At 67.7% G+C, this 13,304-nt stretch carries 13 protein-coding genes; 4 read left to right on the top strand and 9 right to left on the bottom strand.

All coding sequences use genetic code 11. The features are described from left to right. The 6 genes from ACLJO0_RS02635 to ACLJO0_RS02660 form a co-directional block, all read right to left on the bottom strand. Entirely contained in the window at positions 1-996 is a 996-nt protein-coding gene (locus tag ACLJO0_RS02635) for a PDR/VanB family oxidoreductase (protein WP_410576392.1), read from the bottom strand. Further along, positions 993-1,859, bottom strand: a complete 867-nt coding sequence (locus tag ACLJO0_RS02640; RefSeq protein ID WP_410576393.1) for a metal-dependent hydrolase — start codon at positions 1,857-1,859, stop codon at positions 993-995. The genes ACLJO0_RS02635 and ACLJO0_RS02640 overlap by 4 nt, the downstream gene beginning before the upstream one ends. Beyond that, on the bottom strand, positions 1,856-3,328 hold the full coding sequence (locus ACLJO0_RS02645; protein ID WP_410576394.1) for a flavin-containing monooxygenase: 1,473 nt from the start codon (positions 3,326-3,328) through the stop codon (positions 1,856-1,858). Before ACLJO0_RS02645 ends, ACLJO0_RS02640 begins: the two co-directional genes overlap by 4 nt. Before the next feature lie 81 nt (positions 3,329-3,409). Then, positions 3,410-3,883 carry a pyridoxamine 5'-phosphate oxidase family protein gene (locus ACLJO0_RS02650; RefSeq protein ID WP_410576395.1) on the bottom strand — a complete coding sequence of 158 codons (474 nt, stop codon included), beginning with the start codon at positions 3,881-3,883 and terminating at the stop codon, positions 3,410-3,412. Between the two features lie 4 nt (positions 3,884-3,887). Further along, the gene (locus ACLJO0_RS02655; RefSeq protein WP_410576396.1) at positions 3,888-4,778 is read right to left on the bottom strand and encodes an SDR family oxidoreductase; all 891 of its coding nucleotides are present in this window, start codon (positions 4,776-4,778) and stop codon (positions 3,888-3,890) included. 140 nt (positions 4,779-4,918) lie between these two features. Continuing rightward, positions 4,919-5,830, bottom strand: coding sequence for an aldo/keto reductase (locus ACLJO0_RS02660; protein WP_410576397.1), 912 nt, complete (start codon positions 5,828-5,830; stop codon positions 4,919-4,921). 50 nt (positions 5,831-5,880) lie between these two features. Here ACLJO0_RS02660 and ACLJO0_RS02665 point away from each other — a divergent pair, with 50 nt between their 5' ends. Together ACLJO0_RS02665 and fbaA are read left to right on the top strand one after the other, a co-directional pair. Further along, positions 5,881-6,702, top strand: a complete 822-nt coding sequence (locus tag ACLJO0_RS02665) for an LLM class F420-dependent oxidoreductase (RefSeq protein ID WP_410576398.1) — start codon at positions 5,881-5,883, stop codon at positions 6,700-6,702. An 83-nt stretch (positions 6,703-6,785) separates the two neighbouring features. Beyond that, positions 6,786-7,814, top strand: a complete 1,029-nt coding sequence (gene fbaA, locus ACLJO0_RS02670) for a class II fructose-bisphosphate aldolase (RefSeq protein ID WP_125790898.1) — start codon at positions 6,786-6,788, stop codon at positions 7,812-7,814. Between the two features lie 91 nt (positions 7,815-7,905). On the opposite strand, the gene ACLJO0_RS02675 is transcribed toward fbaA, so the two are convergent. After that, the gene (locus tag ACLJO0_RS02675) at positions 7,906-9,123 is read right to left on the bottom strand and encodes a hypothetical protein (RefSeq protein ID WP_410576399.1); all 1,218 of its coding nucleotides are present in this window, start codon (positions 9,121-9,123) and stop codon (positions 7,906-7,908) included. Positions 9,124-9,413: 290 nt separating this feature from the next. On the opposite strand from ACLJO0_RS02675, the gene ACLJO0_RS02680 reads away from it, so the two are divergent. Beyond that, the gene (locus tag ACLJO0_RS02680; protein ID WP_410576400.1) at positions 9,414-9,821 is read left to right on the top strand and encodes a DUF3151 domain-containing protein; all 408 of its coding nucleotides are present in this window, start codon (positions 9,414-9,416) and stop codon (positions 9,819-9,821) included. A gap of 68 nt (positions 9,822-9,889) precedes the next feature. Here the strand turns inward: ACLJO0_RS02680 and ACLJO0_RS02685 are convergent, their stop codons facing one another. Further along, entirely contained in the window at positions 9,890-11,116 is a 1,227-nt protein-coding gene (locus ACLJO0_RS02685; protein ID WP_410576401.1) for a lipase family protein, read from the bottom strand. Positions 11,117-11,250: 134 nt separating this feature from the next. Here ACLJO0_RS02685 and ACLJO0_RS02690 point away from each other — a divergent pair, with 134 nt between their 5' ends. After that, positions 11,251-11,832 carry a TetR/AcrR family transcriptional regulator gene (locus tag ACLJO0_RS02690; protein WP_410576955.1) on the top strand — a complete coding sequence of 194 codons (582 nt, stop codon included), beginning with the start codon at positions 11,251-11,253 and terminating at the stop codon, positions 11,830-11,832. Here the strand turns inward: ACLJO0_RS02690 and ACLJO0_RS02695 are convergent. Further along, positions 11,829-13,148 carry a GGDEF domain-containing protein gene (locus ACLJO0_RS02695; RefSeq protein WP_410576402.1) on the bottom strand — a complete coding sequence of 440 codons (1,320 nt, stop codon included), beginning with the start codon at positions 13,146-13,148 and terminating at the stop codon, positions 11,829-11,831. The two genes, ACLJO0_RS02690 and ACLJO0_RS02695, sit on opposite strands and share 4 nt — an antisense overlap. Positions 13,149-13,304 lie beyond the last annotated feature (156 nt).

Here is a 13,304-nt window from a genome sequence, read left to right on the forward strand (position 1 = left end):
TCAGAGATCGAGGGTGACCGGCTCGCGTTCGACACAGACCCGGACGCGGTCGCCGGTCACCGTCGGCAGTTCGCACGTCCCGCAGAACCCCTGGCGGCACGAATAAGCGATGCCGGGCACGGTTTCGCGCAGGACGTCGAGCGTCGTCCGGTCGGCGGGCACGTCCAAAATCCGGCCGCTGCGGGCCAGTTCGACGCGGAACGGCTCGCCGCCGACGATCGGCGGCGTCGAAAACCGTTCGAAGAACACCGGCCCCGAAGCACGTAGCGCCGCGTCCGTGCGGACACCGATGATCATCGGAACCGGGCCGCAGCAGTAGATCGGCGCGCCTTCCGGTGCCCCTTCGAGGAGCTCCGCGCCGGAAGCGGGGATCCCGTAGTCCGTGTCCGGACGAATCCGGACACGGTCGCCGAAGCGGGACAATTCGTCCAGAAACGGCATGGAAGCCTCATCCCGTCCGGTGTAGACCAGTCGCCAGTCCGCGCCGGAAGCCGCCGCTTGCCGCACCATCGGCAGGATCGGCGTGATCCCGATGCCGCCCGCGACGAACAGGTACGCCGGGCTCGCGACGAACGGGAACGCGTTGCGCGGGCCCCGTGCTGTGATCCGAGCGCCCTTCTTCAGCGCGTGCACCGCCGTCGATCCCTCGCCGAGCAACCGGACGCCGACGCGGTAGGCCGAGCGGTCGTCCGGATCGCCGCACAAGGAGTACTGCCGGACCAGTCCCGGCCGCGGCGCGAGGTCGATGTGCGCGCCGGGCCGCCATCGCGGCAGCGGTTCGCCGCGTGCGTGCACCAGCCGCAGCCCGGCCACGCCGTCGGCTTCGGCACGGATTTCATCGACGACCAGCGGAAGATCACGGTCGACGACGGCCACCGGTGGACGACGGCGTCCGCTCACCCCGCTGAGCCTGCGGTACAGCGCGACGACACCGGTCAGCGACGCCATCGCGCGGTCGGTCCGCTCGCTGCCGTCGAGCCGTAGCGGCCGCGTCATCTTGGTTCGTCGGCGGCCAAGGCGGCCGGGGAACTCGCGAGGTACGCGACGGCCTGATCGGTGTTGCCGGTCTCGGTGGGGTGATAGGACTTCCGGAAGTAAGGCCGGATCTCGCGCCGCAGCTGCCTGCCCGAGGGCAGCAGGCCGAGCTTCGCGACGCGCAGATAGGTCCGGAAACTCGTCTTGCCCGGCCGCGTCGGATCGTTCTTCATGAGGAACCTGGTGCCCCGCAAGAAGACCCACGCGAGCACCGGCGTCACCACGAGCATGCTGCGCACGCGGCGGGTGTAGCGGCCGTCGAGGTGCATGAACAGATCGAAGGCGACTGAGCGGTGTTCGACCTCTTCGGCGCCGTGCCAGCGCAGGAGATCCAGCATCGTCGGGTCGGCGCCCGCCTTGACGAGCGCTTCGGCGTCGAGGATCCACTGGCCGAGGAAAGCGGTGTAGTGCTCGATCGCGGCGATGATGGCGAGCCGTTCGATCAGCCATTCCTCACGTCGCTTGGCGGAAAGGTCGCGGTCGCCGAGCAGGCGGCGGAACATCCACTCCATCTGCGCGATGTACGGCCGCACGTGGACGCCCGCCGCTTCGAGGTGTTCCGCGGCGCCGTCGTGCGCTTCGGCGTGCATGGCCTCCTGGCCGATGAAGCCGAGGACGTCCTCCTTGAGCCGCTCGTCGCGGATCAGCGGCACGGCCTGCTTGAACACCTCGACGAACCAGCGTTCGCCCTCCGGCAGCGCCAGATGCAGCACGTTGATCGTATGCGTCGCCTGCGGTTCGCCCGGGATCCAGTGCATCGGCAGCGACGCCCAGTCGAACCGGACGTCGCGCGCGTGCAGGACGACCTGTTCGTGGTCGGTCACGACGACCTCCCGCTGAGCTCGTAGTCGCTCGGGTCGACCTTGCGGGTTTCGAGCCAGTAGCGCCAGGTGAACCCGGGCCAGATCGTCCGGTTGACGCCCTTCGCGTCGAGATACCAGCTCTTGCAACCGCCCTGGGTCCACACGCCCTTGACGAGTTTGTCCTGGATCTCGCGCTGGAACTTCTCCTGCACGCCGGCGCGGACGTCGAGCGCGGCGGCACCACGCGAATCGGCGAGTTCGATCGCGTCGACGACGTACCGCGCCTGCGACTCGATCATGAAGACCACGGAGTTGTGGCCCAGCGCGGTGTTCGGGCCGAGGAGGAAGAACAGGTTGGGGAAGCCGGAAACGGTGATGCCCTTGTGCGTGTGCATCCCCTCGCTGGCCCATTCCTTGGCGAGGTCGCGGCCGTCGACGCCGGTGATGTCCAGGTATTCCAAGGCATCCGTGACCTTGAAGCCGGTGCCGTAGATGATCGCGTCGGCCTCGTGCTCGACGCCGTTCCCGTCGACGACGCTGTGCGCCTTGACCTCGCGCACGCCTTCGGTGTTGACGTCCACATTGGACCGGTTGATCGCCGGGTAGTAGTCGTTGGAGATCAGCACCCGCTTGCAGCCCATGGTGTAGTCCGGGGTGACCTTCTTGCGCAGCTTCGGATCCTTGATGGCCTTGCCGATGTGGCGCTTCGCGATCGCCTCGCCGGCCTTCATGATCGCGGGGTGGCCGTTGAAGCCGACGGCGCGCACTTCGAGGAACCAGTAGAGCGCGTTGCGGTAAAGCCGTTGCACGCCGGGGACGCGGCGGAACGCGGTCTTGGCCCAGCCGGGCATGGCGTGGTCGGGCTTCGGCATGATCCACGGCGGCGTGCGCTGGAACAGTGTCAGCTCGTCGACTTCGGGGGCGATCTTCGGGACGAACTGGATCGCGCTCGCGCCGGTGCCGACGACGGCGACCTTCTTGCCGCGCAGGTCGTACTCGTGGTTCCACTGCGCCGAATGCCAGGTCTGGCCCTTGAACTTCTCGATCCCCGGCAGCTTGGGCACCTGCGGGATGTGCAGGCCGCCGACGCCCGAGACGACGAACTGGGCCTCGATGTCCTGGCCGGATTTGGTGTGGACGTGCCAGCGGCGCGCGGTGTCGTCCCAGGTGGCGCCGGTGAGCTCGACGCCGAACCGGATCTTGCGCCGCAGCCGGTACTTGTCGGTGACGTCCTTGAGGTACTGGAAGATCTCCGGGGCCGGCGAGAACGACCGCGACCAGTCCGGGTTCTGCTCGTACGAGAACGAGTACATGTGGGACTGCACATCGCAGGCGCAGCCGGGGTACGAGTTGTCGCGCCACGTACCGCCGACTTCGTCCGCCTTCTCCAGGATCACGTAGTCGGAGATCCCGGCCTTTTCGAGCTGGATGGCCTGGCCGAGCCCGGAGAAACCGGTGCCCACGATCACGACCTTGAATCGCTCGGTCATCTGGCAATCCTCCACTTCGAGGCGTTCGTGCCCAGATGACGTTACCTCAAGTAACAGTTACTTGCTAGTACTACCTACCCGTCAGTACGTGCCGCCGAGCTTCGTGTGGTCCCAGCTCACGATCTTGGTCGGCCGGAAAATCAGCCCGATCCGCTTCGGGGCCTGCTTGCCGATGAATCCGGAGAGCTCGTCGGGCACGGGGTCCCCGGGCTTCGCGCCCGCGTATCGCTGCATGAGCTGGATACCCATCTGGGTGACCACGGCGGTATCGGTGATGACCTCGACGTCGGCTTCGAGGGAGATCCCACGGAGCTTGTCGTAGCTTTCGCCGTCCTCGATGAGCACGGTGGCGCGCGGGTCGCGCTCGAGGTTCTTCGCCTTCTGGGACGTGCCATAAGTCCAGGTCGCGACGCCGGACTCGTGCGGGTAGTACCAGAGGGGCGCCAGATGCGGGCGGCCGTTCGGGCCGATCGTCGCGACGTTGATGACCTTCTGCTCGTCGAAGAACGCGGTGAGTTCGTCGGGCGTCATGCGGATCTGGTCGCGACGGGACATACGGTTACCCCTTTTTCGTGGCGGCCCGGCCTGCCTGGCCGGTTATTGAAGATTCGTACGCGCCGCGCTGCTCGATGTCCACGAGTGCGGCAGCGTCGGCCTTCTTGATCCGGCTCTTGGCGCCGATCTCGATGATCGGCGGCAGGAACGCGCGGATCAGCTTGAGCCCGCCGACCCAGCGGGGTACGTGCACGGTGCGGGCGCGTTTGTTGACCCCGGCCTGGAGGTGGTCGAGCGCGACGGAGAGCGGGTAGGTCTTGCCGAGCAGACCGGGCATGCCGGTGCGGAGCTTGCCGAAGACGGGGTGCTGGTCCGCGCTCTCGACGAGGTCGGTGCGGATCCAGGTCGGGTGCGCGACGCCGACCTTCACGCCGAGGTGCGCGACCTCGGCGCGGAAGCTGTTGCAGAACGCCTCGACGCCCGCCTTCGCGGCGGCGTAGTTGGCCATGCCGGGCGCGTGGGTGATCGCGGCCAGCGAGGAGATCGCGAGCAGGTAGCCCTTCCGGTCGATGACATGCGGAAGGGTGACGCGGAAGGTGCGCCAGACGCCGAGGAGGTCGACTTCGATGACCTTCTCGAAGGCCGCCGGATCCACCGACCGGACGAAACCGGAAGTCGCGATGCCGGCGTTCGCGATGACGATGTCGATCCCGCCGAAATGCTCGACGACGCCGGCGGTGGCCCGCTCGAGGTCGTCCCAGCTGGTGACGTCGGCTTCCCAGGCGTGCGCGCCGGCGCCGATCTTGTCGGCGACCGCCTGCTGTTCCTTGGCTTCGATGCCGACCAGTGCGACCTTCGCGCCCTGCGCGGCCAGGCGTTCGGCGAGCCCCGCGCCGATGCCCCTGGCGGCGCCGGTGATCAGGACGACCTTGCCGTTCACGCTGTTCTTGGCCACGTTGCCTCCTCGTCCGAGCCCTAAGGCTTTCGGACGGTACCTCAACCTACCCGGAGTAAGCTACCCACAAGTAAGTACGCAATTCGTCACCTGCTTGCGGGAGGGGGAGCGCGCAAGTAGGTGACGAATTGCGGGGGTTGTCAGCGCGAGGCGGTGGTGAGGGCGTCGACCTCGGCAGGGGTGAGCGCCAAGTCGACGGCGGGCAGGAGGTCGTTCAGCTGCTCGACCGAGCGGGCGCTCGCGATGGGCGCGGTGACGGTCGGCCGGGCGAACAGCCACGCGAGCGAGACGGCCGCGACCGAGACGCCGCGATCGGCCGCGATCTCGTCGAGCGCCGAGAGCACCCGCTCACCACGTTCGTCCAAATAGGACGAAGCGCGGGCGGCACGCGGACTGTCGCCGAGATCGTCCTTCGACCGGTACTTCCCGGCGAGAAAACCCTTGGCCAGCGAGAAATACGGCAGCACGGCCAGGTTCTCACGTTCGACCGTCGGCGCCAGGTCCCGCTCGTAGTCCCGCTCGACGAGGTTGTAGTGCGGTTGCAGCGCGACGTACTTCGCCAGCCCTTCACGGTCCGAAATGGACAGTGACTCGCTCAGCCGTTCGGCCGAGTAGTTCGACGCCGCGACGTAGCGGACCTTGCCCGCGCGCACGAGCGCGTCGAAGGCACGCAACGTCTCCTCGATCGGGGTCTCCGGATCGTCGATGTGCGCGTAGTAGAGGTCGATGTGGTCGGTACGGAGCCGGCGCAGCGAGTCTTCGGCCGCCGCGGCGATGTTCGCCGCAGACAGCCCCTTCCGCTCGTCCCACATGCCGGTCTTGGTCGCGATGACGACGTCGTCACGGCGGCCGCGGCGGGCCAGCCAGTCGCCGATGATCGTCTCGGAGCCGCCCTTGGAGTACAGGTCGGCGGTGTCGATGAAGTTGCCGCCCGCCGCCGTGTAGGCGTCGAGGACGGCGAAGGACTGCTCCTGGTCCGCGGTCCAGCCGAAAACGTTCCCGCCCAGGTTGATCCCCCGGACGTCGAGGTCGGTGTTGCCGAGTTTCGCCATACCCCGAACTTAAGGGAAGACATCGGCCGTCCGCGGCGTTGGCCCGGTACATGGGAATCGAACTCGGCCGGATCGGCATCTGGCAGCACGAATCCGTTTTCACCCCGGGCCTGGCCCGTGAGCTGGAGAAACTCGGCTACGGCGCGATCTGGCTCGGCGGCTCGCCGTCGGGTGACCTCGCGAAGGCGGAGGAAATCCTCGACGCGACGGAGACGATCAAGGTGGCCACCGGCATCGTCAACATCTGGAAGGACGACGCGGCCACGGTCGCCGAGTCGTACCAGCGCATCGCCGCGAAGCACCCGGACCGGTTCTTGCTCGGTATCGGCGCCGGGCACCGGGAGCACACCGCGGAGTTCAAGAAGCCGTACGCCGCGCTGGTCGAGTACCTCGACGCGCTCGACGCCGCCGGAGTGCCCGTCGAGGGCCGCGCGCTGGCCGCCCTCGGCCCGAAGGTGATCAAACTCGCAGGAGACCGCACAGCGGGAGCCCACCCGTACCTGATGACCCCCGAGCACACCCGCCAGGCGCGCGAGATCCTCGGCGAAGGACCGCTGCTCGCACCCGAGCAGAAGGTCGTCCTCGAGACCGACCCGGCGAAGGCCCGCGAGATCGGGCGGGGCACCGTCAAGTTCTACCTCGGCCTCGTCAACTACACGAACTCCCTGCGGAAACTCGGTTTCACCGATGAGGACCTGGCAGGCGAGGGCAGCGACAAGCTGGTCGACGCGCTGGCCGTCCACGGCGACGCCGAGACGGTCGCCCGCGGCGTCACCGCGCATCTCGAAGCCGGGGCGGACCACGTCAACATCCAGGTACTGAACCAGGACCCCCTGCCGGTCTACCGGGCGCTCGCCGGCGTCCTCCTCTGACGCGACGGCTGTAGGCACCTCCCGGCCGACCTCGTACGATGCGGCCGAGAGGTGCACCAGCCTGCTTCGAGGAGGAGTAAACGATGCCCATCGCCACCCCCGAGGTCTACGCGGAGATGCTCGACCGGGCGAAGGCGAACGAATTCGCCTACCCGGCCATCAACGTGACCTCGTCGGAGACCCTGAACGCCGCCATCCGCGGGTTCGCCGAGGCGGAGAGCGACGGGATCATCCAGTTCTCCACCGGCGGCGCGGAGTTCGCGTCCGGCCAGAAGGTCAAGGACATGGTGACCGGTTCGGTCGCGCTCGCCGAGTTCGCCCAGGTCGTCGCCGCCAAGTACGACGTGAACGTCGCGCTGCACACCGACCACTGCCCGAAGGACAAGCTCGACGGCTTCGTCCGCCCGCTGATCGAGATCTCGGCGGAGCGCGTCAAGAACGGTCAGCACCCGCTGTTCCAGAGCCACATGTGGGACGGCTCCGCGATCGACCTCGACGAGAACCTCGAGATCGCGCAGGAACTGCTCGCCAAGGCTGCGGCCGCGAACATCATCCTCGAGGTCGAGATCGGCGTCGTCGGCGGCGAGGAAGACGGCGTCGAGGCCGAGATCAACGAGAAGCTGTACACCGCCGAGGGCGACTTCCTGAAGACGATCGACGCGCTCGGCTCCGGCGAGAACGGCCGCTACCTGCTGGCCGCGACCTTCGGCAACGTGCACGGCGTCTACAAGCCCGGCAACGTGAAGCTGCGCCCGGACGTGCTCAAGGGCGGCCAGGAAGCGGCGTCGAAGAAGCTCGGCCTCCCGGCCGGTTCGAAGCCGTTCGAGCTGGTCTTCCACGGCGGTTCCGGCTCGCTGCCGGAGGAGATCCGCGAGGCGGTGTCCTACGGCGTCGTGAAGATGAACGTCGACACCGACACGCAGTACGCCTTCACCCGGCCCATCGCGGACCACTTCTTCAAGAACTACGACGGCGTCCTGAAGATCGACGGCGAGGTCGGCAACAAGAAGGTCTACGACCCGCGTAGCTACCTGAAGGCCGCCGAGGCCGGTATGGCCGCGCGCATCGTCGAGGCCGCTCAGTCGCTGGGTTCCGCGGGCAAGAAGCTCTGACCAGTTCGCAATTAGTCATCTAAATGCGGAAACGTGAAGGCCCCCTTCACTGCGCTAGACGCAGTGAAGGGGCCTTCACGTACTCAGAGCCTCAGGCGGCCGGGAGCGTCGTCTTCTCTCGGCGCTTCTCCAGTAGCGAGTTCACCGCTCGCGTTCCCGGTCCGGCGGCGGCCCACAGCGCACCGACCCCCACCAGGCAGACCACGGCCGTCCAGTAGGCCACCGGCGGCGCCGACTCCGTATGCGCGTCGCCGAGGATCCATGGCCGGAACTGCGACTGCACCCACAGCATCCCGTAGCCGGACGCCGTCACCAGCAGCGCGCCGGTGCCCGCCGTCAGCAGCGGATGACCGCGGCCGATGCGGAACGCCAGGTCGACGGCGAGGCCGACGGCCAGCAGGTAGAACGGCACGGTCGAGATCGGGAAGCCCATCCCGAGCAGCAGCGGCCACATCACCAGCCGGTAGCCGAGGTACGCCGCGGCGACCGTCGTCCCCGCCCAGCGGAAGCCGGTGGTGTACCGCGCCAGCGCGAAGATCAGGGCCATCACGCCGATACCCCAGAGCGGGTACACCCAGTCGTCGATCGGCATCGTGAAGTACTCGACGGCCACCTGGTCGACCGGATGCCCGATCTGGCCGGCGGCGAAGTTCAGCAGTTCCGGCTCGGCCTCGGGCGTGCCGCGTTCCCAGGCGCGCAGGCCGAGGATGCCGTACTCCTGCTGGCCGTTCGGGAAGAACGTGTTCTCCAGGAAGAACACCCACAGTCCGATCAGGACACCGGTGCGCGTCCGGCCCGGTTTGGCGTACTTCAGCCAGCCCATGATCACGCCGGCCTGCATGATGCCCGTGCCGATGTAGAGCATCATGTGCGACGGGCTCCACGCGGTCAGGTCGAGACCGTTGACGCGGTGGTTGATGACGTCCAGCGGCGCCGCGATGAGGAACACCACGAGCCCGATCTGCATCAACCGGAGCGAACGCCGGTCAGCACCCATTCCGGTGTAGCTGTGGATCGCCACCAGCACCATGATGATCACCGTGCCGACGGTGTTGATCAGGTGCGGCGGGGCGAGGTCGTCCCGCAACCACATGAAATGCCACGACATGTCCCACGACGAGCCCACCATCTTGAAGGCGAACGCCGCCAGCCACATCGAGTAGCAGAAGTTCAGCACCCAGTCCGGCGTCGCCTGTCCCGGCGCGCCGCGGTGCCAGTGGAGCTTGAAGAACAGCCTCGTCTTGGCGATGGGGCTGCGGGGGATGACACCCGGCGAAAGGTCCCCGGTCACTTCTGTCGCCTTTGTCATGCGGATATCTTCCCTGCTCCAGGTCACGAGACAGGCATTCGGGGTCGAAAATCGGGGTTCACCCGTAGGGGTGGCGGATTTGCGGTCGGCGTGCGAAACAGGGCAAGGTGTGCCGCCATGATGCCGAAACGACTCGTCGCGGCGGTCCTCGTCGCCGCTCTGGTGCTGGCCGGTGGGGGCATTCTCGGGAGCCTGTTCTTCTAGTCACAGCGCTGGTGCTGATCGCGCGCTGTGAAGTCTCCGTCGGGCGCGGGGCGCCCTTGGGGAGACGGGTCTGCACAATGGACCGTATGACGAACCTCCTCGGCCCCCAGCCGACGCATCTTCCCGAGCACACCGCCGCCCAGGCGGCGCTGGACGCCGGGACCGACCCGACCGCCGTCGCCGCCGAGCACCCCGACTACAGCGAAGCGTGGGCCGCCCTCGCCGAGAGGGCACTGGAAGCCGGCGAGACCGTCGCCGCGTACGCGTACGCCCGCACCGGCTACCACCGCGGCCTCGACCAGCTCCGCCGCGCGGGCTGGAAGGGACACGGACCGGTGCCGTGGTCGCACCGCCCGAACCAGGGCTTCCTGCGTGCCCTCGCCGTCCTCGGCAAGGCCGCCGGCAAGATCGGCGAGACCGAAGAGTACGACCGGTGCCGGACGTTCCTCGGCGACTCGGACCCCGCCGCCGCGGAAGCCACCGGCCTCAAGTAGCGCGCTATGAAAGGTCCTTTCCTTGCAAAATTTGCAAGGAAAGGACCTTTCATGGCACTTGGTGACCCCTAGAACAGCCCGCAGTTCCCCACGGCAGGCAGCCCCGCGAAGCGCCCCTCAAGCCAAGCGAAAGCCTCCGGGAAAGCCCTGATGGCTCCGCCGACGTGCGTAGGAACCAGCGAAGTCGAGAACTGCACCTTCGCGCCCTTCGCGCACCACGAGCGCGCCATGGTCCGCCCCTGCGCGTAGGGGACGATGTCGTCGAGAGCGCTGTGGACGACCAGCGTCGGCGCAGCCGGCTTCCGTGCCCCGATGAGCTGTTCGCCGACGCGCGTCTTGAACGGCTCTTCGCCGAGGTACGCGGTCAGCGGCCTGCCGTCCTTGGTCAGGTTCTTCGACTGGGTGAACGCGTGCGCGAAGATCGCGTCCACGGTGCACTCCTGCTTGACCTTCTCGAACGCTTCGACGCCCTTCGCGTTCAGCAGGGCGGGGATGTTCAGCTCCGGATAGGCCGCGTCCATGCTGACCAGCGTGAATCCGAGGAATCCGAAGGCGTAGTGCCCGTCGATGTTCTTGCCGACCTCGGCCAGGTCGGCGGGGACGGCGCCCGCGTACGAGCCCTTCAGTTTGAGTTCGGGTGCGTATGACGGCTGCAATTCGGCTGCCGACGCCGACGCGCCGCCGCCCTGTGAATAGCCCGCGGTCGCGACGGGGCCGTTGTCCGGCAGGTTCGCTTCGGGCAGGCGCTGCGCCGCGCGGATCGAGTCGAGGACGGCGTTGCCTTCGGCGACGCGGTTGACGTACGTGTGGACGCCCGGGGTGCCGAGGCCTTCGTAGTCGGTGACGACGACGCCGTAGCCGCGAAGCAGCAGTCCGGCGATGAAGGGGCCTTCGTACTCCGTGCCCGCGGCGAGGGCTTTCGATGGCGCGCACTGGTCGCCGACGCCCTGCGTCCCGGCCGCGTAGCCGATGACCGGCCGCTCGCCCGCGCCGGTCCACGCCTCCTTCGGGGTCAGGACGGTGCCGGTCACGGCGTTGGCTTTGCCGTGCGTGTCGGTGCTGCGGTACATGATCCGCCGGACGTCGGCGTCGGCCTTGATGAGTTTCACGGGATCGACGTAGAAGGTGGACGGTTCGTGCCGGATGATGTCGCCGGGAGCACCCGCGGGCAGTGGCGACGGGGGATCGTAGAAGGACGGGGCGGCGTTGGCCTGCTGTGCCCCGAAGGTCAGCAGGGCCGCGATGGTGGCCGCTGAGACGGCGGCGGACACACCGCGCCGGGATCCTGGACGCATGCTTGCTCCTCGTTGAGCACAAACATTTTCGACAGACGTGTCGAAAAAGAGAGTCAGTGAGGTGGCGCACAATGTCAAGTCCGGCGCCGAGAGGGCGGCCCCGCAAACTCCCGATCGGTGAGCAGCGCACGCGGGTGCTGAGTGCGGCTGCCGGGGTCTTCGCGGTGCACGGCGCGCAGGCCGCGACGATCGAGCAGATCGCCCGGCGCGCGGGGGTTTCCCGGCAGGCCGTCTACGAGCAGTTCGGTGACCGTACGACGCTGTTCGCCCAGGTCGTGGTGGATATCGAGGAGCGGGCCTTCGAGGCGATCGGCGCGCCCGCCATCGATCTCTCGCAGCCCGAGCTCCGCTCCTGGGCGCGCGGCAATTACGCCAACATGTTCGCCTTCGTCGCGGCGAATCCCGAGGCGTTCCCCGTGCTGCGCGAGGCCGAGCGCATGGGCGACCCGGCCCTCACCCGGCTCCGTGAGCGGCTCGCGCGGGTCTACACCGAGGCGAGCAGGCAGCGCTGGGCCAGCCACGGCGTCGATTCCGGCCGCGCGGACAAGGCCCTGGTCACGCTGTTCTTCGCGATGACCGAGGCGCTCGTCCAGGCGAGCTGGGACGGTGAGCCGCCCGACGCGGACGCGCTCATCGACCTGCTCACCGAATTCACCGTCGGGGGCGTGGTCCGCCTTCGGACCGCGGCCGCCGATGTGATGGAGCGGTTGCGCTAGGCCGCGACGGCCTCCAGAGGCTTTCCAGCCACTTCGGCGACCGTCGCCAGGTCCGGCGACGAGACGACCCGGTTCCGGCCGTTGCGTTTGGCCGCGTAGACGGAGGCGTCGGCCGAGGCCATGACCTCGTCCACCGTCCGGCCGTCGAGCGGGAAGTTCGCGACGCCGACCGACGCCGTCCGCTGCTCGATGACCACGGGATTGCCCTCGTTGTCCTGGGTCTTGATGACCATTTCGCTGATCCGCTGCCGGATCCGCTCGGCGACCGCGACGGACTCCTGCTTCGACGACGATGTCAGGAGTACGACGAACTCCTCACCGCCGAAGCGGCCGGCGAGGTCCTGCGTCCGCGTTTCGGCCTTGACCAGCGCCGCGACCCCCTTGAGCACGTCGTCGCCCGCCAGGTGGCCGTAGGTGTCGTTGATGCTCTTGAAGTGGTCGAGGTCGATCATCAGCGTGCCGAACTGGCCGTTCTCGCGTTCGGCGCGGGCGACCTCGCGGACGGCGCCCTGCTGCCAGGTCGTGGCGTTGAGCAGCTGGGTCTTCTGATCGGTGGTGGCGAGTTCTTCCAGCTGCTTGATCAGCACCGAACGCTGCAGCAGGTACAGCGGCAGGAAGACGAGCAGCACCAGCACCGGCTGATGCGGCATGACGGCGAGCACCAGGGCGCCGATGCAGACCGTCGAGGCTTCGAGGATGTTGTCGTCCCAAGAGCCGAGGAGCGCCTGGATGGTCGCCTTGTCAGGCGCCGCGAAGTACAGGCCGGTGCCGGTGAAGACGGCGTTCATCAGGAAGAAGGCGAGGCTCGCGGCACAGATCGACGTCACCGACGCCGCGTCGGCGCCGACGACCTGCACGGCCGCCCAGGCGGCGAACGCGGTCAGCGTCATCGATGTGGCGTTCGCCACAGTTCGATGGGGGTTGACCGTGCGAAGGCCGGCCCAACTGCGGTATCCGAGGTGGAGATAGATGACGGTTACGAGAAGCGCCGTCAACTGCGGCGGAAGCAGAATCGCACCGGGCAGCACCCAGACCGAGGTCATGTTGATGTGCGGGGTGACGCTCATGCTGCGTCGCTGCCGCTCGATCCGGCGGGTCGCCTCGGTGTGCGCGATGGCGAGCCCGGCGAGCAGGAAACACAGCAGGACCTGCGAAGACGTAATGGCGATGGATGCGGCGAAGACCCCCGTCAGTGCCAGCATCGTCGCGACGGACAGCCCGGTGTAGGCGATCCAGTGCCGAGGCCTCTTCCACAGCTCCCACGTCGCTACCGTGAGAGCCGAACGATGTCCAGCGCGTTCCTCCGATGTGATCATCTTTCCCCCTGACTCTTGCGTCATTCTCCGAAACCCCCTACTTACGGACAGCTTCTACCGACTTGCGGGCTGTCGACAAGCTCCCTAGGTGTGTACTTTTCTCTGAGAGGTCGAGGGAAAGGTGCCAGCGATGGCCGGTAGGGATCAGTGAACTGG

Source organism: Amycolatopsis sp. lyj-108 (assembly GCF_046549005.1).
Classification (GTDB): Bacteria; Actinomycetota; Actinomycetes; order Mycobacteriales; family Pseudonocardiaceae; genus Amycolatopsis.